We start from the raw sequence: 23,493 nt of genomic DNA on the forward strand, positions 1-23,493 counted from the left end.
CGATGCTCAATTGCACATAGAGGATGACAAGTTGAGGCAGTAGTATCCGAGCCGTGCAGAACGCTCCCGTGAAGCGTGCCTTCAAGTACCGCTTCTGTCCGACCGATGCGCAGGCAGCCGAGTTGTCGCGCACGTTCGGCTGCGTGCGGAAGGTCTACAACCTGGCTCTTGCGGCGCGTACGGAGGCGTGGACGCGGCGGGAGCGGGTGAGCTACAACCAGACGTCGGCGATGTTGACGGCCTGGAAGAAGACCGAGCAATTCGCCTACCTCAACGATGTTTCCTCGGTGCCGCTCCAACAGGCTCTGCGGCACCTTCAGGTGGCGTTCACCAACTTCTTCGGCAAGCGGGCCCGACATCCTCGCTTCAAATCGCGGAAGAGGTCTCGGAAGTCGGCGGAGTACACCGCCAGCGCGTTCCGGTTCCGGGACGGCAGGCTGACCCTGGCGAAAATGGCGGAGCCGCTCGACATCGTGTGGTCCCGTGCGCTCCCCGTCGGTGCGTCTCCGTCCACGGTGACGGTGTCGCAGGACGCGGCCGGCCGCTGGTTCGTGTCCCTGCTCTGCCAGGACCCGTCCCTTGGGCCGCTGCCGGCCACGAGTGCGGCCGTGGGCATCGACGTCGGACTGGATCACCTGGTGGTCCTCTCTACCGGGGAGAAGATCGCCAACCCCCGGCACGAGCGGCTCGACCGTGCCCGGCTCGCCCGGGCTCAGAGGCAGCTCGCCCGCAAAGCCAGGGGCAAGGGCGCGAACCGGGCCAAGGCTCGCCGGAAGGTCGCCCGGATTCACGCTCGCATCGCCGACCGCAGACGCGATCACCTGCACAAGCTCACCACTCGGCTCGTTCGTGAGAATCAAACGATCGTGGTCGAGGACCTCATCGTCCGCAATATGGTCAAGAACCGGAAACTGGCCGGCGCCATCAGTGACGCGGCATGGCGCGCATTCCGGAACATGCTGGAGTACAAGGCCACCTGGTATGGCCGCGAGGTGATCGCGATCGATCGTTGGTTCCCGTCCTCCAAGCTCTGCTCCGCCTGCGGCAGCCTGCAGGGCGCGATGCCGCTGCACGTCCGAACCTGGACATGCCAATGCGGGACGACCCATGACCGGGACGTGAACGCGGCGAAGAACATCCTGGCCGTCGGGCTGACGGCGTCTGTCTGTGGAGCCGGTGTAAGACCTCAACGGAGCACTCCGGGCGGGCAGTCGGCGATGAAGCAGAAACCCCCACGGCGCGAGCCGTAGGAATCCCCTCCTTCAAGAGGGGAGAAAGCCAAGCCACTCTCCTACTTCTCTTCCAGGGCCAGGTCGACCAGTGCTTCGAGGTCCAGGTCCGACAGTCCGTCCGTGCCGGCCGGATCGTCGGCCGCGGGGGCGGTGTCGTCCGTCGCGGGGGTGGCGCAGGCCAGGATCAGGTCGAGGACGCCCGCGCTGCGCAGGCTGTCGATGGAGACGGTGCGCAGCACGTCCCGGATCGCCGCGTCCTGGTCCGCCGGGGCCGGTCCGGTGTCGGTGTGCGGTCGCAGCAGGTCGCTGATGTGGTCGCTCAGTTCGCGTGGTGTCGGGTAGCTGAAGACGATGGTGGACGGCAGTCGAAGACCGGTGGAGGCGTTGAGGCGGTTGCAGAGTTCGACGGCGATCAGCGAGTCGGAGCCGAGCCGGGTGAAGGCCTCGTCGACGTCGACGCTCGCGCCGGAGGGGTGTCCGAAGACGACGGCGACCTGGTCGCGGACCCATTCCAGGACGGCCGTCCGGGCTTCGGCGGCCGGCAGTGCGGCGAGCCGGTCTCCCAGCCGGGCCGGGCCGCTGTCCTGGGCGGTGTCGGTCGTGGTGCGGCGCGGGCGGTGGCCCTCGACGAGGTCGCGCAGCAGCGGCGGCACCTCGGCGGGGTCCTTGTCGCGCAGGACGGGCAGGTCCAGGTGGGCCGGGACGAGGGCTGCCGCGCCGGTGTCGCGGGCGGCGTCGAACAGGGCCAGGGCCTGGGGGGTGGGCATGGGGGTGATGCCGGTGCGGCGCAGCCGGGAGAGGTCGGCGGTGTCGAGTTCGCCGGTCATGCCGCTGCTCTGTTCCCACCAGCCCCAGGCCAGTGAGGTGCCGGGCAGGCCGGAGGCGGTGCGGCGGGCGGCGAGGGCGTCCAGGAAGGCGTTGGCGGCGGCGTAGTTGGCCTGTCCCGCGTTGCCGAGGGTGCCCGCGAGGGCGGAGCAGGTGATGAACGCCGACAGCGGGTGGTCCCGGGTGAGTTCGTGGAGGTTGATCGCGCCGCCGGCCTTGGCGGCCAGGACGTGGTCGATGCTCTGCGCGGTCAGCGATTCGACGGTGCCGTCGGCGAGGACGCCCGCGGCGTGCACGACGGCGGTGAGCGGGTGGCGGCCGGGCAGGCCGGCGAGCAGGTCCGCCAGGGCGGCCCGGTCCGCGATGTCCACGGCGGCGACCTGGACGGCCGCTCCGGCGTCCTGGAGTTCGGCGGCCAGGGCGGCGGCGCCGTCGGCGGCGGGGCCGCTGCGGCTGGCGAGCAGCAGGCTGCGTACGCCGTGTCCGGTGACGAGGTGGCGGGCCAGGAGCGAGCCCACTCCCCCGGTGCCGCCGGTGACCAGGACGGTGCCGCCGCCGAGGCCGTCGCCGACGTCCAGGACCAGCTTGCCGATGTGGCGGCCCTGGCTCATCTCGCGGAACACCGCGCGGGCGTCGCGGATGTCCCGCAGCGACAGCGGGGGCAGGTGCAGCAGGCCGTCGTCGAACAGGTCCATGACGGCCCGGAACATCTTCTGCAGGGCGTCGGGGCCGGTCTCGTAGAGGTCGAAGGGCCGGTAGTCGACTCCGGGGTGGCCGGCGGCGATCCGCTGCGGGTCGCGGATGTCGGTCTTGCCCATCTCGACGAAGTGCCCGCCGTGCGGGAGCAGGGTCAGGGAGGCGTCGACGAAGGCGTGTGCGAGGGAGTTGAGGACGACGTCGACGCCGCGGCCGCCGGAGGTGCGGCGGAACTTCTCGGCGAAGTCCAGGTCGCGGGAGGACGCCAGGTGGGCTTCGTCGATTCCGAGGGCTTTGAGGGCGGGCCACTTGGCGGGGCTTGCGGTGGCGTAGATCTCGGCGCCCGCGTGGCGGGCCAGTTGGATCGCGGCCATGCCGACGCCACCGGCGGCGGCATGGATGAGGACGCGCTGGCCCTTCTTGAGGTTCGCCACCTCGAAGAGGCCGTGGTAGGCGGTGAGGAAGGTGCACGGCACGGAGGCGGCCTGGGCGTGGCTCCAGCCGTCGGGGACGGGCCGGAGCAGGCGGTGGTCGGCGACGGCGGTGCGGCCGAAGGCGCCGGAGAAGATGCCGGCGACCCGGTCGCCGGGCGTGAACTCGCTTACGTCGTCGGCGACTTCGAGGACGGTGCCGGAGCCCTCGCTGCCGAGTCCGGCGTCGATGGCGGTGCGGTCCACCAGGCCCAGCGCGATGGTGATGTCGCGGAAGTTGAGGCCGGCGGCCTGTACGGCGATACGGACCTGACCTGATGTCAGGGGTGCTTCCGCCTCGGGGCAGGGGACCCAGGTCAGGTTCTGGAGTGTGCCCTTGACGGGGATGCCGAGGCGGTGGGGGCCGGCCGGGGGTGCCGCGATGCGGTGCTCGGCGCCCTGGGCTGCGGCCAGCCGGGGGATCAGCACCGTGCCGTCGCGCAGGGCGAGTTGGTCCTCGGGCAGGGCGAGGACGTCGGGCAGGCGGGCCCGGGAGGTGTCGGTGTCGTCGAGGTCGACGAGCTTGAATCTGCCGGGGTGTTCGGTCTGGGCGGAGCGGATCAGGCCCCACAGGGACGCGCCGGGCAGGCTCTCGACGCTCTCGCCGCGGCCGGTGTCGAGGGCGAGGCGGGTGAGCACCACCAGGGTGGAGGCGGCGAGGGCGTCTTCGGCGAGGAAGCGCTGGATCTGTTCCAGTACCCGCTTGCCGGTGCCGGCGACGGCGTCGAGCAGGTCCTGCCCGGTCGCGGCGGTGTCGTGCGGGCACAGCAGGAGGTGGTCGGGTGCCTCGCCGGTGAGGACCTCGTCCATCGAGGTGTGGTGCGCGACGGGGCTGCCGTCCTGCGCGGTGAGGCGGGCGGCCGGGCTGTCGGGGGCGGCGAGGACGGCCCAGCGTCCGTCGTAGGCGGCGTGTCCGGTCTCCTTCAGGGGGCGCCAGCGCACCTCGTGGAGCGGCTGTGCCCGGCGGCCGCGTGCGGAGTGGACCTGTGCGGCGCTCGCGGGGCGGAAGGCGAGGGTGGTGACGGAGGCGACGGGGCGGCCGTGTTCGTCGGCGACGGTCAGCGACACGGTGTCCTGGCCGGCCGGGGTGAGGCGGACCCGGACGGTCGGCGGGCAGGGGCCGTTCAGGTCCACGCCGGCCCAGGCGAAGGGCATGCGGCCCTGCTCGCCGGTCACCTCGATGACGCCGCCGGCGATGGAGGCGTGCAGGACGGTGTCGAGCAGGGCCGGGTGCAGGGCGAAGGCGCCGTGGGCGGTGGGGTCGGCGGTGTCGGGCAGGGTGGCCAGGGCGTAGAGGTCGTCGCCGTGCCGCCAGACCTCCCGCAGCCCTCGGAAGAGCGGGCCGTAGTCGAATCCGGCGTCCGTGAACGTGTCGTAGAGGCCGCTGATGTCGAGCTGCCGTGCCCCGGCCGGTGGCCATGCGGTGGGTGCGGGGGCGGGAGCCGGTGGGGTGCCGGGTGTCAGGGCGCCGCTCGCGTGGCGGGTCCAGGCGTCCTGGTCGGGGGTGTCGTCGGGGGTGTCGTCGCCGCTTCGCGCGTACACGTCCAGGGTGCGGCGTCCGCTGTCGTCGGCGGCGCCGACGACGACGCGGATCCCCACGGTGCCGTTCTCGGGCAGGATCAGGGGGACGGCCAGGGTGAGTTCCTCGACCCGGGCGCAGCCGACGTGGGCGCCGGCGGACAGGGCCAGGTCCAGGTAGGCGGTCGCGGGGACGACGGCGGCGCCGAAGACGGTGTGGTCGCCCAGCCAGCCGTGGGTGCGCAGGGACCACAGGTCGGTGAAGACCCGCTCGCCGGTGCCGGGGTGGTCCACCAGGGCGCCGAGCAGGGGGTGTGCGGGGGCGGTGAGGCCGGCGGAGGTGACGTCGGCGGTCCGTGTCCCGGCGAGGAAGTCCATCCAGTAGCGCTGTCGCTGGAAGGCGTAGGTCGGCAGGTCCGCGCCGCGGCGCGGGCCGAACAGGGCGCGCAGGTCGACCGGGGTGCCGTTGACGTGCAGGTGGGCCAGTGCGCCGAGCAGTGCCTGGGGTGCGGTGCGGTCGCGGCGTGAGGCGGGGACGACGAGCGTGTCGTGGATGTTCTCGGCGGCGAGGGCGTCCTTGGTGAGGCCGGTGAGGGTGGCGCCGGGCCCGACCTCGACGAAGACGCCCGCGCCGGCGGCGCGGGCGTCTTGGACCGCGTCCCAGAAGCGGACGGGGTCGCGGACGTGGTCGACCCAGTGGCGGGCGGAGGTCAGTTCCTGGAGCGTGGCCTCGCGGCCCAGCCGGGTGGAGACGATCGGGATCGTCATCTCGCCCGCGGGCAGGTCGCCGAGCGCTGCCGCGAACGCGTCGAGGACCGGGTCCATGAGCGGGGAGTGGAAGGCGTGGGCGACCGGGAGGAGCTTGGCCGAGACGCCGTCGGCGGCGAGCCGGTCGCGCAGGGCGTGGACCTGTTCGCGCGCGCCGGAGACGACGACGGACTCGGGGCCGTTGACGGCGGCGACGCCGACGCGGTCGTAGGCGCCCAGGAGGGTGTCCAGGTGGGTGGGGGTGGTGCGGACGGCGAGCATGGCGCCGGGTTCGGTGACGGTCTGCATGGTGCGTCCGCGGGCGGCGACGAGCCGGGTGGCGGTGTCCAGGTCGAGGACGCCGGAGACGTGGGCGGCGGCGATCTCGCCGACGGAGTGGCCGATGAGCCGGGCCGGTGCGGGGGCGTAGCGGGTGAGGAGGCGGTAGAGGCTGACCTGGAGGGTGAACAGGGCGGGCTGGGCGATGTCGGTGCGGTCGCGGCCCTCGGGTTCGTCGGCGAGCAGGACGGGCTTGAGCGGGTGGGGCAGGTGGGCGTCGAAGCGGGCGCAGATCTCGTCGAGGCTTCGCGCGAAGACGGGGTAGGTGTCGTACAGCTCGCGGGCCGCTCCTGCCCAGGGGGAGCCCTGGCCGGGGAACAGGTAGACGGGGGCGCCCGTTTCGCCGGTGGCCGTGCCGCGTACGAGGGCGGCGCTGTCCTTGCCCTGGCTCAGCGCGTCGAGGGCGGTGAGCAGTTCGCCCCGGTCGTGGCCGAGGACGACCGCCCGGTGTTCGAAGGCGGTGCGGCCGGTCACCAGTGCGTGGCCAGTGTCGAGGAGGTCCAGGCCGGGGTGGGCGGTGGCGTGGTCGTGGAGGCTGCGGGCCTGGGCGCGCAGGGCCTGTGCCGAGCGGGCCGACAGTGTCCAGGGCACGGGGCCGGCCTGGCAGTGGGGCGGCTCGTCCTCTTCCTCGTCCTCCTCGGGCGGTGCCTGTTCGAGGATGACGTGCGCGTTGGTGCCGCTGACTCCGAACGCGGAGACGCCCGCGCGCCGGGGCCGGTCGTCCGGTGTGGTCCAGTCCCGGGCCCGGGTGAGCAGTTCGACGGCTCCGGCGGACCAGTCGATGTGGGTGGAGGGGCGGTCGACGTGCAGGGTCGGGGGGAGCAGGCCGTGCCGCATCGCCATGATCATCTTGATGAGGCCGCCGACGCCTGCGGCCGCCTGGGTGTGGCCGATGTTGGACTTCAGCGATCCGAGCCACAGGGGCGGGAGGCCGTCGCGGCCTTGGCCGTAGGTGGCCAGCAGGGCGCCGGCTTCGATGGGGTCGCCGAGGGTGGTGCCGGTGCCGTGGGCCTCGACCGCGTCGATGTCGCCGCTCGCCAGGCGGGCGTTGGCGAGCGCGGCGCGGATCACGCGCTGCTGGGCGGGGCCGCTGGGCGCGGTCAGGCCGTTGGAGGCGCCGTCCTGGTTGATCGCCGTGCCGCGGATGACCGCCCAGATCCGGCGTTTGTTGCGGCGCGCGTCGGAGAGCCGTTCCAGGACGAGCATGCCGACGCCCTCGGAGAAGCCGGTGCCGTCCGCGGCGTCCGCGAACGCCTTGCAGCGGCCGTCGGCCGCCAGGCCCCGCTGTTTGGACATCTCGCGGAACACCTGCGGCATGGCCATGACGGTGACCCCGCCGGCCAGGGCCAGGGTGCATTCGCCCTGGCGCAGGGACTGCACCGCCTGGTGGACGGCGACCAGCGAGGAGGAGCAGGCGGTGTCGGTGGACAGGGCCGGGCCCTGGAGGCCGAGCGCGTAGGCGATGCGGCCGGAGGCCACGCTGAGCAGGGAGCCGGTCTGTGCGTAGCCGGCGATGGCCTCGGGGGTGGTGAAGTGGTTGCCGTAGCCGAAGTAGGCGAGTCCGGCGAACACGCCGGTGTCGCTGTCGCGCAGGGACTCGGGGTCGATGCCGGCGCGTTCCACGCATTCCCAGGACGTCTCCAGCAGCAGGCGCTGCTGGGGGTCGGCGGACAGTGCCTCGCGCGGGTTGATGCCGAAGAAGTCGGCGTCGAAGTCGCCGGCGTCGTGGAGGAATCCGCCCTTGCGGGTGTAGCAGGTGCCGGGGTGGCCGGGGTCGGGGTGGTAGAGGGTGTCCAGGTCCCAGTTGCGGTCGTCGGGGAAGTCGTCCACGGCGTCGGTGCCGTTGCGTACCAGTTCCCACAGGTCTTCGGGGGAGGTCACCGCGCCCGGGTAGCGGCAGGCGGCGCCGACGACGGCGATGGGTTCGCCGGCGGCGTCGGTGAGTTCCTGCAGGCGCTTGCGGGTCTCGATCAGTTCGATCGAGGTGCGCTTGAGGTAGTCGAGAACCTCGGCGTTGTTGTCGTGTGTCATCGCTTTCCCCTAGCCGAGCTCTTTGTCCAGCAGCGCGAGGAGTTCTCCCGCCGAGGCCGCACCGATCTGGTCGGCGATGGCGACCGGTGACCCGTCGTCGCCGGCCATCGCCCGGACTCGGCCCTGCAGTGCGCCGAGCAGAGTGGAAATCGTGGTCCGGTCCGCTTCCGCGAGGGTGCGGAAGGCGTCCTCGAGCCGGGCGCCCAGGTGCTCGATCTCCTTGACCAGGTGATCGGCCGGGGACTGCTGTGCGGCTCCGGGGTCCGGGGTGATGCGCGTGCCCAGGAAGCGGGCGACGGCGGTGGGGGTCGGGTGGTCGAAGACGAGGGTGGCGGGCAGTTTCAGGCCGGTGGCCGCCGCGAGTCTGTTGCGCAGTTCCAGGGCGGTGAGGGAGTCGATGCCGAGGGTCTTGAACGTCACCGCGGGGGCGACCCGTCCGGTGTCGGCGTGTCCGAGGACAAGGGCGGTCTGGGTCCGCACGGCGTCCAGCAGGACGCTCTGCGCCTCGTCGGCGGGCAGTGACCCGAGCTGCTGTCCGAGCGGCACGTCGGTGTTCTGCGGACTAGCCGGTCCGCCGGGTCCGGCGGTGGTTCGGGCGAGGGTGCGCAGCAGCGGGGAGTCGGTCTGCGCGGCCGCGCCGGCCCGCAGGTTCAGCAGCGCGGGCACGAGCACCGGCCGGTCGGCGGCCAGGGCGGCGTCGAAGAGCGCGAGTCCCTCCTGCGAGGACAGCGGGCGCACGCCGCGGCCCTGCAGGCGCTGGACGTCGGCTTCGCTGATGTCGGCGCTCATGTCGCTGCGTTCGGCCCAAAAGCCCCAGGCGAGTGCGTTCGCGGCCAGTCCGCGGGCGCGGCGGGCCTGGGCGAGGCCGTCGAGGAAGGCGTTGGCCGCGGCGTAGTTGGCCTGTCCGGGTGTGCCGAGCACGCCGGCGATCGAGGAGAACAGCACGAACGCGGACAGCTCCAGGTGTCCGGTCAGTTCGTGCAGGTGCCAGGCGCCGTGGGTCTTGGGTGCGAGGACCGCGTCGAGGCGGTCCTCGGTGAGGGCCTGGACGACGCCGTCGTCCAGGACGCCCGCGCAGTGGATCACCGCTGTCAGCGGGTGCTCGGGCGGTACGGCGGCGATCAGGCCGGCGACGGCGTCGCGGCGGGTGATGTCGCAGGCCTCGATCCGGACGTGGGCGCCGGCCGCGGTCAGTTCCTCGCGCAGGGCCGCCGCCGCGGGGGCCGCCGGGCCGCGCCTGCTGGTCAGCACCAGTCGGCGCACGGCGTGCCGCTGGACCAGGTGGCGGGCCAGGAGCGCGCCGAGGCCGCTGGTGCCGCCGGTGATCAGGACGGTGCCGGAGCCGAGCGGGGCGGCCGGTGCCGGGTCGCGGGGTGCGGGGGCGGCGTGGGCGAGGTGGGGGGTGCTCGCGTGGCCGGCCCGGATCTTGATCTGGGGTTCGGCGGTGGCGGCGGCCGCCGGGAGCAGGGCGAGGGACTCGGGCCGGCCGTCGGTGTCGAGGAGGGTGAAGCGCTGCGGGTTCTCGGTCTGCGCGGTGCGTACGAAGCCCCAGACCGCGGCCGCCGCGGGATCGGGGTGGGGGACGTGGTCGTCGTGGAAGGCGTCCCGTGTCACGAGGACCAGGCGGGAGGCGGAGAACCGTTCGTCGGCGAGCCAGTCCTTGCTCCAGCGCAGCGCCCGGTGCAGGCGCTGTCCGGCGGTGGCGGGGGTGTCGGCGCCGGTGTCGTCGTCTGCGTCGAGGCGGGCGATGACGAAGGGGGGTATGTGCGCGCCGGACGCGGCGAGTTCGGCGGGGTCGGCGAAGGCGGGCCCGTTTGCCGGATGCGGGCCCGGGGCGGCTCCCAGGACCGGGTGGGGGCCGGCCGGCTGTGCGGCGGGGACGGTGAGGGGGGCCCAGTCCACCTGGAACAGGGCGTCCTGGTGGTCGAAGCCCAGCGCGGCCAGTTCCCCGGCGTCCACCGGGCGCAGGCCCAGCGAGGCGATGGAGCCCAGTGGTGTCCCGTGGCCGTCGGCGAGGGTCACCGACAGCGTGTCCTGCCCCGCCGGGGCGAGCCGCACGCGCAGGGCGGTGGGCCGGCCGGCGGTCAGGCGCAGTCCGGTGCAGTGGACGGGCAGCCCGCCCTCGGGCCCGCAGGTGCCGGCTGCGGTGCCCAGGCAGGCCGGGAGCAGCGCGGTGGTCAGCAGCGCCGGGTGGATACGGAAGCCGCTCTGCTCCGCGCCGTCGGCGGCGGGCAGTTCGACCTCGGCGAACAGGGTGTCGCCGGCGCGCCACAGTGCGCGGGTGCCGCGCAGCAGGGGTCCGAGGCCGAAGCCTGCGGCGGCCGGGGCGGTGTCGTCGAGGGGTACGGCGGTCGCGCCCGGGGGCGGCCATGCGGTGAGGCGGTCCTGGGCGGGGGCCGGTGCGGTGCCGGATCCGGCGGTGCCGGTGGCGTTGCGTGTCCAGGTGTCCTGGCCGTCGGCGCGTGAGTGGACGCCGATGGTGCCGTCCGCGTCGATGACGACGCGGATCTCGCGTTCGGCGGTGCGGGAGAGGACCAGCGGGGTGTGCAGGGTGAGTTCGTCGACGCTGTCGCGGCCCGTCTCGTGCGCGGCCCACAGGGCCAGTTCCGCCAGGGCCGCGAAGGGCACCAGGACGGCGCCGTGGACGAGGTGGTCGGCGAGCCAGGGGTGGCGCTCCAGCGACAGGCGTCCGCTGCCCGCCACTCCCCCGTGCCCGCCGCCGTCGGCGGGCAGGTCGATCACGGCGTCGAGCAGCGGGTGGTCGCAGGTGCTCGCGGCGGTGGTCTCGGCGGGGGTGTTGAGCCAGTAGCGGCGGCGCTGGAAGGCGTACGTGGGCAGCTCGACCCCCGCACCCTCCGTGCCGTCCGTGCCGTCCGTGCCGTGGGCGCCGTCGAGGGCGGTCTGCCAGGAGACGGTGAGGCCGAGGACGAAGGCCTCGGCGGCGGACCGGTAGAGCCGGTCCAGGCCGCCCTCGTCGCGGCGCAGTGAGCCGACGACGAAGCCGGTGGCGCCGGGGGTGGCGTCGAGCATCTCCTGGACGGTCATCACGAGCAGCGGGTGCGGGCTGAGTTCGATGACGGCGCTGTCGGGCTCCGCCTGGAGCAGGCGGCCCATGGCGGCGGCGAACTGCACCGGCCGGCGCAGGTTGCGGTACCAGTAGCCGGTGTCGAGTTCGAGCGGGTCGATGAGGTCGCCGGTGACGGTGGAGTAGATCGCCACCGGTGTGGCGCTGGGGGTGACGGTGCCCAGTTCCTGCTGGAGCCGGCCGTCGAAGCGGTCCATGAGCGGGGAGTGGCCGGGGACGCTGGACTTGATCAGCCGGGCGCGGGCGCCTTCGGCCTGGCAGGCCGCGACCAGTTTCTCGACCGCCTCGCTCTCGCCGGAGACCGTCGTGGAGGCGGGGCCGTTGACGGCGGCGATGCCGATGCGGGACTCCTGGCCCGCGAGGAGTGCGTGCACGCGCTCCTCGGGCAGCAGGATGCCGGCCATGCTGCCCTGGCCGGTGACGGTGGCCAGCAGGCGCGAGCGCAGGGCGACGATCTTGGCGGCGTCCTGCAGGGTCAGGGCGCCGGCGACGTAGGCGGCGGCGATCTCGCCCTGGGAGTGGCCGATGACCACGTCCGGGCTCACCCCCAGCGAGCGCCACACCTGGGCGAGCGCCACCATCACCGCGAAGAGCACCGGCTGGACGACGTCGATGTCCTCCAGGTCCGCCGAGTCCGGTCCGCCGCACACGGTGTCGATCAGCGACCAGGAGATCCACGGCTCCAGTGCCTCGGCGCAGGCGTGCAGTTCGGCGGCGAAGACCGGGGAGGCCTGCATGAGTTCGCGGCCCATCGCGATCCACTGGGCGCCCTGGCCGGGGAAGACGAAGACCGTCTTGCCGACCGGCCGCGCGGTTCCGAAGACCGTGCCTGCGCTCTCCTGGCCGGCGGCGACGGCGGCCAGGCGGGCCAGGAGTTCGTCCTGGCCGGCGCCGATGACGACCTGGCGGTGCTCGAACAGCGACCGGGTCGTCACCAGTGCCCGTCCCACGCCCGCGGGCGTGGCGGCGGGGTTGGCGGCGAGGCTGTCGTGCAGCCGCCCGGCCTGCGCGCGCAGTGCCTGCTCGGAGCGCGCCGACAGCACCCACGGCAGTGTCCGCGGTGTGCCGGTGGCGGGCGGTGCGTCGTCGCCGGCCGGGGCGGCTGCGGTTTGGGCGGGGGCCTGTTCGAGGATCAGGTGGGCGTTGGTGCCGCTGATGCCGAAGGAGGAGACGCCCGCGCGCCGGGGCCGGCCGTCCGGTGTGGTCCAGTCCCGGGCCTCGGTCAGCAGTTGCACCGCGCCCGTCGACCAGTCGACGTGGGTGGAGGGGCGGTCGACGTGCAGGGTGCGGGGCAGCGTGCCGTGCCGCATCGCCATGATCATCTTGATGAGGCCGCCGACGCCGGCGGCCGCCTGGGTGTGGCCGATGTTCGACTTCAGCGATCCCAGCCACAGGGGCGCGTGGCCGTCGCGGCCTTGGCCGTAGGTGGCCAGCAGGGCCTCCGCCTCCATGGGGTCGCCGAGCCGGGTGCCGGTGCCGTGCGCCTCGACCGCGTCGACGTCGGCGGACGACAGCCCGGCGTCGGCCAGGGCCGCCCGGATGACCCGCCGCTGCGCCAGGGTGTTGGGTGCGGTCAGGCCGTTGGACGCGCCGTCCTGGTTGATCGCCGAGCCGCGGATCACCGCCCAGATCCGGTGGCCGTTGCGGCGCGCGTCGGACAGCCGTTCCAGGACCAGGACGCCCGCGCCCTCGGAGAAGCCGGTGCCGTCGGCCGCGTCGGCGAACGCCTTGCACCGGCCGTCGGCCGACAGGCCCCGCTGCCGGGCGAGTTCCACGAACATGCCCGGGGTGGGCAGCGTCGAGACCCCGCCGGCCAGCGCCAGCGTGCACTCCCCGGAGCGCAGGGACCGTACGGCCTGGTGGACGGCGACGAGCGAGGCGGAGCAGGCGGTGTCGGTCGAGAGGGCGGGGCCCTGAAGGCCCAGCACGTAGGCGACGCGGCCCGAGGCCACGCTGAGGTAGGTGCCGGTGATCTGGAAGCCCTCGACCTCGCCGGAGGCGCCGCCGCCGATCCGGGGGCCGTAGTCGACGCCGTACAGGCCGGTGAACACGCCGGTCGCCGAGCCGCGCAGGGTCGCCGGGTCGATGCCCGCCCGCTCCAGGGCCTCCCAGGAGGTCTCCAGCATCAGCCGCTGCTGCGGGTCCATCGCCAGTGCCTCGCGCGGGCTGATGCCGAAGAACTCCGCGTCGAAGTCGGCGAGTTGGGGCAGGAAGCCGCCGGTGCGGGTGTACGTCCTGCCGTGCGCCGTGGGGTCGGGGTCGTAGAGGGCGTCCAGGTCCCAGCCGCGGTCCTGGGGGAAGTCGCCCATGGCGTCCACCTCGCCGGAGACGACCGACCACAGCTGTTCGGGGGATGTCACTCCGCCCGGGAAGCGACACCCGGCCCCCACGACGGCGATGGGCTCGCGCGCGGACTCCTCCAGCTCGCGCACCCGCTCGCGCAGTTCCTGCGCGTCACCGACCGCACGTCGCAAGTAGGAGCGGAGCTTGTCGACTTCCTCCACCAGGGGCCTCCCTCAACGGTTGATTCGAGATACGGGTGCGGCTACAGGTATCCGCGGTCGATCAGGGCGTAGAGATCGTCGTCGCTGCGGTCGTCCGGGGCCGGATCGTGCGGCTGCCCGGCGGCCGCCGGTTCCGCGGCCCGGGGGGCGGGCGGCTCCAGGAGGGAGAAGAGGTGGTCGGCGAGCGCCTGCGGGGTGGGGTGGCTGAACGCGACGGTCGCCGGGAGCCGTACCGCGGCGGCCGCGTTGAGCCGGTTGCGCAGCTCCAGGGCCATCGAGGAGTCGAAGCCCAACGTCTTGAACGTCTCGCCCGCCCGGGCCTGGAGATCGGCGGGTGTCAGCTCCACGCCCTTGGCGGCGAGGAGACCCGCCGTCTGGGCGCACACCAGGGCGCGGGCCGCGGCCGGCGAGTCGGGGCCCGCCGTCCGCGCGCCCGGGCCGTCCCCCGCCGCGGCGGGGGTGTCGGGCGCGGTCAGCCAGTGCCGCCGGCGCTGGAAGGGGTAGGCGGGCAGGGCGATCCGGGCGGGCCGGGCGGGGGTGGACACCGCCGGCCAGTCCACCGGCAGGCCGCGTACGTGCAGTTCGGCCAGTTGCGCCAGGACCTTGGCCGCGCTTCCGTCGTGCCGGCTGAGGGTGCCCACCACCGGGGGCGGGGCGGCCAGCGCGTCGGCGGCCTCCTCCATCGCCACCTGGAGCACGGGGTGCGGGCTGATCTCCACGTACACGCCGCCGCGTTCGCGCATCAGGTTCTCGACGACCTCGCCGAAGCGGACGGTCGAGCGCAGGTTGTCGTACCAGTACGCGGTGTCGAGCCGGCGGGTGTCCAGGGGGGCGGCGGTGACGGTGGAGTGGAACTCCACCGCCGTCTCCAGCGGGGTGATCCCGGCGGCCGCTTCGAGGACCTGGTCGCGGATGCGTTCGACGTGGTGGGAGTGGGAGGCGTACCTGACCTTGATGGGGCGGACCCGGATGCCGTCCCGGCCGGCCCGGGCGGTGAATTCCTCCAGGGCCGGGAGGTCTCCGGCGATCACCACGGAGGCCGGTCCGTTGACGGCGGCCACCGACAGCCGTCCGGTCCGGCCCTCCAGCAGTTCCTCGACCCGGGCCAGGGGTGCGGCGACGGCGTGCAGGCCGCCCAGGCCGGCCAGCGCGGTCAGGGCCCGGCTGCGCAGGGCGACGATCCGTGCCCCGTCCTTGAGGGAGAGCGCGCCGGCCGCGCAGGCGGCGGCGATCTCGCCCTGGGAGTGCCCCACCACCACGTCGGGGGCCACTCCCAGGGAGCGCCACAGGGCGGCGAGGGAGACCATCATCGCCCACAGGGCGGGCTGGATGACGGCGTCGACGGCGTCCCCGTGCTCCAGTGAAGGGGCCGTGTCCGCCTGGCCGATCAGGTCCAGCAGGGACCAGTCGAGCCACGGTTCGAGGGCCTGGGCGCAGGCGTCGACGGAGCGGGCGAACACCTCGGACTCGGCGTAGAGCTGCCGGCCCATGCCCAGCCACTGCGAGCCCTGGCCGGGGAAGACGAAGACGACGGGGCCCGTGACCGCGGTGGCGGTGGCGCGTACGGTCCGGGGGCCGGTGCCGCCGGCCGCGACCGTCTCCAGGCCGGCCAGCATCTCCTCGCGGTTCCCGGCGAGGACGACGGCGCGGTGCTCGAAGAGCGAGCGGGTCGTGATCAGGGAGTGCCCGATCGTGTCGGCCGGCAGCGCGGGGTCGGCGGCGGCGAGGTCGTGCAGCAGCGCCGCCTGCCGGTTCAGGGCCGTCTGCGAGCGGGCCGACAGCACGAGGGGCACCGTCCTGGTGGCGATCGCCGGGGCCGTGTTGCGGCCGGTCGCGGGGGCCTCGGCCCGGGGGGCGGGGGCCTGTTCGAGGACGATGTGGGCGTTGGTGCCGCCCATCCCGATGGAGGACACCCCGGCCCGGCGCGGCCGGGCGGCGCCGCCCGGCCAGGGCCGTGCGGTGCGCGGCACCTCGAAGTCGTCGTGGAAGGCGGGGACGGCGGGGTTGGGGGTGGTGAAGCCCGGGGTGGGGACCATGTGGGCGTGTTCCACGCACAGTGCGGCCTTGACGAAGCCGACGATGCCCGCGGCGGGCTCCAGGTGGCCGACGTTGGCCTTCACCGAGCCGACGGCCAGGCGGCGGCTGCGGCCGCCGGCGCGGAACACCTCGCGCAGGCCCGCCAGTTCGGCCGGGTCGCCGAGCCGGGTGCCGGTGCCGTGGGCCTCGACGTAGTCGACGTCGTCGAAGGCGATGCCCGCGCGGCGGACGGCGGAGAGCACGGCCTGGGCCTGTCCGGTGGGGCTGGGGTCCGGTATCCGGGAGGTGGCGCCGCCGCTGTTGACGCCCCAGCCGCGCACCACCGCGTGGACGGGGTCGCCGTCGGCGAGGGCGAGGTCGAGGCGTTTGAGGACGACGAACGCGCCGCCCTCGCCGCGGGTGAAGCCGTTGGCCCGGGCGTCGAAGGGGTAGCAGCGGCCGTCGGGCGAGAGCGCGCCCAGGTTGGCCAGGCCCGCTCCGGCCTCGGGGTCGACGATCAGGTGCACGCCGCCGGCGATCGCCATGTCGACCGCGCCGCCGCGGATCCGCTCGCAGGAAAGCGCCAGCGACACCAGGGAGGAGGACTGGCCCGAGTCCGCGGCCAGGCTCATGCCGCGCACGTCGAACAGGTGCGAGATCCGGTTGGCGATCAGCGCGCCGCTGGAGCCGAGCGCGGCGTAGCGGTCGTCGCGGTCGCTGCCGGACAGCTTGCGCAGCTGTTCGTAGCCGGAGGGTGCGGCGCCGACCACGACGTCGATCTCGCGGCCGGCCAGGGCGGCGGCGGGCAGCCGGGCGTCCTCGACGGCCTCCCAGGCGAGCTCCAGGCCCAGGCGCTGCACGGGGTCCATGGCGGCGGCTTCCCCGGGCGGGATGTCGAAGAAGGCGGCGTCGAAGCCGTCGACCGTCTCCAGGAAGGAGCCCGCGTCCAGGGTGGCGGCGTCCGGGTGGGAGCGGTAGGCGGAGCGTGCGTCGGCGGCCCGCTGCGCGGGGAAGGTGCCGATGGTCGACCGTCCCTCGCGCAGCAGGTCCCAGAACTCGGCCACGCCGTGCACACCGGGGAAGCGGCACGACATCCCGATCACGGCAATATCGGTGGCTGCGCCACTCATGAGTGTTCCTTCCGGTTCCTTCGGTGTACGGCGGGCCCGCGCGCCGCTACGGCGGCAGCGAACGGTGCTGCGGCGGGGGCGTGCGGTGCTGCGGCGGGGGCGTGTGCCGGTGGGGCGGGCACGCGCGGCGGTGGGGCGCTGCGGGTCTGGGGCGGGGGGCTCACAGCCAGCGGGTGAGCAGCTGCGCCAGTTCGTCGGGCGCGTTCATGAAGTCGTAGTGGCCGCCGCCGACGACCCGGAACTCGACGGAGTCGGCGTAGTGGCGCCAGCCCTGGAGGTCGGCCAGGGTCACGTCCTGGTCGTCGCGCCAGTGCAGGACGACGATGGGGCAGTCCACCGCGACGGGCGTCTCGCGCCGGTATTCCTTGGCGGCGGCGTGGTCGCGGGCCAGGACCATGAGGCCCAGGTCGAGCATGTCGGGGCGCGGTTCGATGCCCCGGCCGCGGACGAACGCCTCGACCTCGTCGCGCAGTTCGGACTCGGTCATGGTGAGCATCGGGTCGCGGGAGGCGTCGTGCGGGGCGGGCTGGCCGGAGACGAACAGGCAGTGGGGCGTGGGCAGTCGGGCCTCGGCGAGCCTGAGCACGGTCTCGTAGGCGGGCAGGGCGCCCGCGCAGTGCGCGAAGAACGCGAACGGCCGGTCGAGCAGCGGGGTGAGGGGTTCGACCAGGTCGGCGGCGAGGTTCTCGTAGGTGCCGTAGTGGGGGTGGCCGAGCCGGTTCTCGCGGCCGGGGAACTGCACCGGGCAGATCTCGATGTCCTCCAGGGCGGCGGGCCAGGCGCTGAAGGCGGAGGCGCCCGATCCGGAGAAGGGGAAGCAGAAGAGCCGGGCCGGGTGGTCGGCGGGCGGCCGGACGAACCACGGCGACGGGGCGATGGCGGAGCCGGTTGTCATGGCGTCTTTCGTTTCTGCGCGACGATGGGGAGGTGGGTCATCCCGGCGATGAAGTAGGACCGCAGGTGCTGCGGTTCGCCGGCGAGCTCGATCGGTCCGGACCGCTGCAGCAGTTCCTCGAAGAAGATCCGCAGGGTCAGCCGGGCCAGCGGCGCGCCGATGCAGAAGTGCGGTCCGAACCCGAACGCGACCTGCCGTTTGGCGTTTTGGCGGGTGATGTCGAAGGTGTGCGGGTCGGGGAAGAGGGACGCGTCCCGGTTGGCGGAGCCGATCCAGGCGACGACGGCCGCGCGGGCCGGGACGGTGCCCCCGGCGATGTGGACGTCGTCGACCGCGTAGCGCATGAAGTTGCAGGCGGCCGAGGTCCAGCGCAGTCCCTCCTCGACCAGGTTCGGGATGAGCGTCGGGTCGGCCTGTGCCTTGTCGAACTGTTCGGGCCGTTCGATCAGGGCCTGCACGGTGCCCGAGACGGTGTGCGGCGTGGTGACGTTGGCGCCCAGCAGGATGCTGTAGCCGTCGAGGGCGATCTCCTCGTCGCTCAGCGGTGCGCCGCCCGCGCTGACGCTCATCAGGTGGGCGAGCAGGGTGTCGTCCTCGCCGCCCGCCGTGCGGCGCCGCTTGACCCACTCGGTGACGTAGTTGACCAGCTCGTGGTGGGAGATGGCCAGTGTGGCGGCCTCGTGGCCGACCATGAAGTGCGGGTCCGAGGGGGCGGTCACCATCGCGGTGAGCTGGACGAGTTCTTCCCAGTCCTTCGCGGGGATGCCCAGGAGCGGGCCGGTGACCATCGCGGGCAGGAGCAGCGCCTGTTCGGCGAGGTCGAAGGTCTCGCCGTCCAGGGCCGGTTGCAGGAAGCGCACGATGGTGCCGCGGATCGAGTCCTCCCAGGACTTCACCGCCCGGGCGGTGAGCTTGGAGCCGAGGGGGCGGCGGACCTCGGTGTGGCGGGGCGGGTCGGTGGAGGTCAGGAGCTTGCCCGCGGCGGGGTCGTCGATCCCGACGTGGGTGGGTGTCGTGCCGCGTTCGGAGGTGAACTCGCGGTGGTCGCCGAGCACGCGGCACACGTCCTCGTGGCGGGTCACCGACCAGAACTCGCGGCCGTCGGGCAGGACTTGGTGGTGCAGCGGCGCCTTGGCCCGCATCACGTCCCAGACAGGGTGCGGATCGCCCGAGGTGTACAGGTCCAGGTCGAACAGGTCGAGGGTGTCGAGGTCGACGTCGCGTGCGGGACCGGGCGTCAGCCTCACGTCCTGCTCCTCCCCTGCTCGATCAGCTCGGCGACCCGGGTGGGGGTCTGCGCCAGGTAGAAGTCGCGCACGGAGAGCTGGACGCCGTAGTCCTTCGCGACCTGCTCGATGATTTTGATTCCGGTGAGTGAATTGCCGCCGAGCACGAAGAAGTCGTCCTGCGGACCGACTTCACGGTCGCCGAAGTGTTTCGCCCACAGTGCCGAGACTTCCTCCACGAGCGAGACCGGCGCACCGGGGGACGCGGTGTCGTTCTCCGTCGTCCCGTCCTGTCCGTCCCGCTGGTTGATCACCTTCGGCGAAGATTCCATTTCCAGCCTTTTCCTTCCTCTGTCGGACGGGAATGCCCGTCCATGCCGCTGCCGGAAGGTCGACGCAGCGACCCGACAGACCCGAAAGTGATGGATCGCCTCTATGACATGGCGTGCCCGACGTCACCGCGCTGCCACGGTAGATGGCCGGGGAAACGGCAGGCAAGAGATGACCGCGCGGACCGCCGTGACGGGTGTGCGCTGTCCTGTCGGCAGGACAGCACGGCGCTCTTCACGGTGCCGGCCGAAGCGTTCGGCGGTGCTCTTTCCGGTGCCGCTCAAAGCGCGCTCCGGCGGCGGGTGAACCGGTCCGGTTCGGCCACGTCGCGTGCTCCGCACCGTCGTTGCCTTGCCCGACCGGGAAGAAATATGGTGACGATCGGGTGGAACGCCCAGTGGTTTTCCGGGCGCCTCGGACCATCATGAGCTGGAGGAGATTTCCTTGCTGAAGTCGGAACGGCTTGCGGTACTGCCCATCGATTCGTACGACCTGGCCCCGGAATTGTCCATCGTGGACGGGCACGAGTACGGCGGTGAATACGACACCTTCACCTTCGGGTCCTGGTCGTCCCATGTGCTGGCCAACGGCAGCGGCGCCGATTCCGACGTCGCTTTCCGCCCCCACGAGGGCAGCCTTTCCCTGACCGAACTGGGAAAGAAGCTGCCGAACATCATGTCCCTGGTGACCGGGCATTTCCCGCTGGACCGTCTGCAGTGGGTGCGCATCTTCGCCCTGCGTGAGGGGATCATCGCCCCGCACGTGGACTTCCTGGAGTGGGCGAAGCCGGGCACGCGGCTGCAGATCCCGCTGCGCACCAGCGAGGAGTCGCTGCACTCCGAGAACGACATCCTGTACCACATCCGCCGCGGCGAGGTGTGGAAGATCCACTCGACCGACCCGCACTCCGCGCGCAGCACGTCGGGCACCGCACGGCTCTCGCTCTGCCTCGACTTCGCGGACGCCGAGGAGCCCGTCGCGATCCGCGGGACCGTCCCCGCGAGCGAGCCGATCCGTGTCGTGGAGCCCCCCGAGCCGACCGCGGCGGAGATCGAGGACCTCATCGCCTCCGCCGCCGGCCTCACCCTCGCGACCATGCGGGCCGGGTTCCGCCCGTTCGCCGAGCTGCACTTCGAGCGGCACGCGCACGCCACCGCGGCGTTCGACTGGTACCTGGAGGCCGCGCGGCGCACCGGTGACGAGGACATCGTCGCCAAGGCCCAGGCGTTTCGCACGTACTGCATCGAGAAGCGGGGCGACGGCGAGGGCTTCGACTGGTGACAGGGCCGTCCTCGGCCGGCGGGCCGGGGCCGGGGCACCGCCCCGGATCCCGGCCCGCCTCGGCCGGCGGCCGTCGGCGGGAGCACCGGTCATGCCAGGAGCGCCGTCCCCTTCGAGGGGGACGGCGCTCCTGGCATGACCGGTGCGCGTGCCGACGGCCGGCGGCGGGCCGCGGGGGCGGCGCGCCACCGGCCGGTGGGGGTGCGGTCATCCCTTGGTGGTGCCCGCGCGCAGCCGCTCGATCATGTGCCGGGTGGTCTCGATGGGGCTCTCCTCCGGCAGGTCCCGGGTACGCGCCGGCAGGGCCGCGTTGAGCTTGGCCACCGTGTCGTTCCAGTCCTCCTGGCCGGCGAAGGGGATCGTCTCGCCCTCCTGGTAGGCGGGGAAGGGACGGTAGTTGTTCAGTCCGGCCGCGTCGGTCCCGCGGACCAGCAGCGGGTCGAGGTAGATCCCGTCGCTGTGGATGCGCGTGCTCGTGGAGATGTAGCCGATGTCCAGACCGCACCGCCGCTTGGCGGAGGTGTTCGCCTCCGAGTGGTGCAGCAGGTGGGGGTGGTGGATGGAGACGTCGCCCGGCTTCAGCTCGATGTCCACGACGCCGGCCTTGTCGATCCACTCCCGCACGATGTCCTCGTCGGAGGCGGAGAAGAGCATGTTGTCGGTGTCCGTGCGCAGCGAGGGCTTGTGCAGCGGCAGGACGTGGCTGCCGGGGATCATCCGCAGGCAGCCGTTCTCCGTGCTGCTCTCGTCGACGGCGAGCCACACCGTCAGCGCGTCCATCGGGCTCAGCGTCCAGTAGGCGCCGTCCTGGTGCCACAGCACGGGCTGCCCGTTGTAGGGGGGCTTGCAGATGTAGTGGGCGGTGAAGCACGCCAGGTCGGGGCCGAGGAAGAACTCGGCGATGTCCACCAGGCGGGGGTCGGAGACCAGGCGTGCCCAGAAGGCGTCGTTGCGGATGAGGGGGTGGTGGAAGTGCTCGGGACGCAGGTCCGGGTACTTCCGGGTGAGCCAGTCGACGTGCGCGGCCGCCTCTTCCAGGAGTTCCTGGGGAATGACGTTGCGGATGATGGAGAAGCCCTGTTCGGCGTAGTCCTTCGCCGCCTTCTCCAGCACGCCTTCGTCGAGTGTGGTCATGCGTCAACTCCTTCTCGGGTGTCAAGTGCCGCTTGCCGCGTGGAAAAAAGGGGGGTGCGGGGAGCCGAAGCCGGCATGGCTTTTCCGGCTCCGTGAATGCGGCGCGGGCCGTGTGCGGGTGGTGGAACGGGAGACTCGACGCGGCATCGCGCTGAAAATGCGGCCGCTCATCGGCCGGGCGGACGGCTCACGGCCCGGCCGTTCCCCGGGTGACGCCGGCCGGTCGCGGCAGGAATATCCGTGCCTTCTCGCGGTTCGCCCAGCAGTTCTCTACTCTCTCGGCCGCCCAAGAGGGTGTCAACGTCTCAAGGAACTCAGGGCTTTACCGAAAGCGTGCCCGCGTTTCGGGTAGGGCGCCCGGGGTCCGGATGCCGGTTGGCCCTGTCCCGCTGACGGGACGGTGTGCGTGCATTTCCTTGTTCCCGAAACGGCGGACGACCGGGAATCGACCCTTCCTCCAGTGATGTTCTTTCGCCCTTCGAGGGGAGCCACATATGTTCTTGAGCACCCCGACGAGGCAGCATTCAACCGACACCAGCTCAAGGCTGAGTTGTCCGGCGGACGAGGATGACGGACTATGACCGAACAACGAGGGCCGATCCGGCTGAGTGTCACCGATTTGCACGCGTCGGTCGACGATCCCGCGCTCACTTCCATGACGCTGCTCAACGAACTCGCCGGACGGTATCCGGACGCGGTGTCGTTCTCGGCGGGCCGCCCGTTCGAAGGCTTCTACGACGTCGAGGACCTCTCACGTCACCTGGGAACGTTCCGGGATTATCTGGAGCGTGAGAAGGGCCTTTCCGCGGAGCAGGTGCGGCGGACGTTCTTCCAGTACGGCCGCACGAAAGGTGTCATCCACGAACTGATAGCGCGCCAGCTGGAGGTCGACGAGGGCCTGACGGTCGACCCGGAGAGCATCGTGGTGACCACCGGCTGCCAGGAGGCGATGGTGCTGCTGCTGCGCGCCCTGGTCCGCGACGCCCGTGATGTCGTCCTGGCCGCGACCCCCAACTACGTCGGGTTCATCGGCGCGGCCCGGGTGGCCGGCGCGCGGCTGCGTCCGGTGCGCGAACACGACAGGGGCATCGACCTGGCGGACCTGGAGCGGCAGATACGGACGGCGCGGCGCGAGGGTCTGCGGCCGCGTGCCGTCTACGTCGTCCCCGACTTCGCCAATCCCAGTGGCGCGAGCATGTCCTTGGCGGACCGGATCGCCCTGCTGGAGCTGGCGGGACGGGAGGAGGTCCTGGTCGTCGAGGACAACCCCTACTCCCTCTTCCGTGCGGGCGGTGCGGCGCTGCCGACGCTCAAGGCCCTGGACGAACGGCGCCAGGTGATCCATCTCGGGTCGTTCGCCAAGTCGGCGTTCGCCGGCGCCCGCGTGGGCTACGTCATCGCCGACCAGCCCGTGACGGCGACCGGCGCAGCGCACGAGGAGCCGGTGCTGCTCGCCGACCATCTCGCCAAGCTGAAGAGCATGGTCACGCTCAACACCTCGACCGTCGCGCAGGCGGTGATCGGCGGATACCTCCTGCACAACGGCTGTAGTCTCAAGCGGGCCACCGCCCGCGAGGCCGCGGTCTACCGCCGCAATCTGGCGACCGTGCTGGAGAGTCTGCGTTCCGTGTTCGCCCCGGTGCCCGGCGCCGCGCAGGACGTCACCTGGAACGCGCCCGAGGGCGGCATGTTCGTCGTGCTCACGCTGCCGTTCCGGGCGGACGACGCCATGCTGGAGTACTCGGCGTCCCGGTTCGGCGTCCTGTGGACGCCCATGGACCACTTCTACGGCGGCACGTCCGGGTTCCAGCAGGCCCGGCTCTCCTTCAGTGTGCTGACCCCCGAGCAGATCGTCCTGGGCATCGAGCGGCTGGGCGAACTCGTGCGGGACCAGCGCGCACGGCACCGCGCCGGCCTCGCCCATGTCCGGGGCGGCCGCGGGCAGTTGCTGGAGCCGCAGAGCGCGTGAGCGGCGCACCGCAAGGGGGCGGCTCCCGCGACGCGGTGCGTTGCGGGAGCCGTCCCCTCGTCCTT

At 72.8% G+C, this 23,493-nt stretch carries 8 protein-coding genes and 2 pseudogenes; 3 read left to right on the plus strand and 7 right to left on the minus strand.

Translation table 11 applies throughout. From position 1 onward, the window contains the following. Positions 1-53 precede the first annotated feature (53 nt). Entirely contained in the window at positions 54-1,250 is a 1,197-nt protein-coding gene (locus tag ACFYYF_RS29880) for an RNA-guided endonuclease InsQ/TnpB family protein (RefSeq protein ID WP_388780640.1), read from the plus strand. A 41-nt stretch (positions 1,251-1,291) separates the two neighbouring features. On the opposite strand, the pseudogene ACFYYF_RS29885 reads toward ACFYYF_RS29880, so the two are convergent. The 6 genes and pseudogenes from ACFYYF_RS29885 to ACFYYF_RS29910 all read right to left on the minus strand — a co-directional run. Beyond that, positions 1,292-7,756: pseudogene (locus ACFYYF_RS29885) on the minus strand (type I polyketide synthase); the annotation flags it as partial. Positions 7,757-7,867: 111 nt separating this feature from the next. Next, a pseudogene (locus ACFYYF_RS29890) lies at positions 7,868-13,405 on the minus strand (type I polyketide synthase); the annotation flags it as partial. Between the two features lie 83 nt (positions 13,406-13,488). Continuing rightward, complete coding sequence (locus tag ACFYYF_RS29895) at positions 13,489-16,593, minus strand: type I polyketide synthase (RefSeq protein ID WP_388780641.1); 3,105 nt, start codon at positions 16,591-16,593, stop codon at positions 13,489-13,491. 160 nt (positions 16,594-16,753) lie between these two features. Then, positions 16,754-17,488: a thioesterase II family protein gene (locus ACFYYF_RS29900; protein ID WP_388780642.1), complete on the minus strand. Its 735-nt coding sequence runs from the start codon at positions 17,486-17,488 to the stop codon at positions 16,754-16,756. Then, a complete protein-coding gene (locus ACFYYF_RS29905; protein ID WP_388780643.1) occupies positions 17,485-18,735 on the minus strand; it encodes a cytochrome P450 in 1,251 nt (416 codons plus the stop codon). The genes ACFYYF_RS29900 and ACFYYF_RS29905 overlap by 4 nt, the downstream gene beginning before the upstream one ends. Next, on the minus strand, positions 18,732-19,046 hold the full coding sequence (locus ACFYYF_RS29910; protein WP_388780644.1) for a phosphopantetheine-binding protein: 315 nt from the start codon (positions 19,044-19,046) through the stop codon (positions 18,732-18,734). Before ACFYYF_RS29910 ends, ACFYYF_RS29905 begins: the two co-directional genes overlap by 4 nt. Before the next feature lie 442 nt (positions 19,047-19,488). Between ACFYYF_RS29910 and ACFYYF_RS29915 the strand changes: the two genes are divergently transcribed. Continuing rightward, complete coding sequence (locus ACFYYF_RS29915; RefSeq protein WP_388780645.1) at positions 19,489-20,325, plus strand: putative nonproteinogenic amino acid hydroxylase; 837 nt, start codon at positions 19,489-19,491, stop codon at positions 20,323-20,325. Between the two features lie 207 nt (positions 20,326-20,532). On the opposite strand, the gene ACFYYF_RS29920 is transcribed toward ACFYYF_RS29915, so the two are convergent. Continuing rightward, positions 20,533-21,459, minus strand: a complete 927-nt coding sequence (locus ACFYYF_RS29920; RefSeq protein WP_388780646.1) for a phytanoyl-CoA dioxygenase family protein — start codon at positions 21,457-21,459, stop codon at positions 20,533-20,535. A gap of 577 nt (positions 21,460-22,036) precedes the next feature. On the opposite strand from ACFYYF_RS29920, the gene ACFYYF_RS29925 reads away from it, so the two are divergent. After that, positions 22,037-23,428, plus strand: a complete 1,392-nt coding sequence (locus tag ACFYYF_RS29925) for a PLP-dependent aminotransferase family protein (RefSeq protein WP_388780647.1) — start codon at positions 22,037-22,039, stop codon at positions 23,426-23,428. Positions 23,429-23,493: the final 65 nt, after the last annotated feature.

The organism is Streptomyces sp. NPDC001914, from assembly GCF_042891215.1.
In the GTDB taxonomy this organism is placed as follows: Bacteria; Actinomycetota; Actinomycetes; order Streptomycetales; family Streptomycetaceae; genus Streptomyces.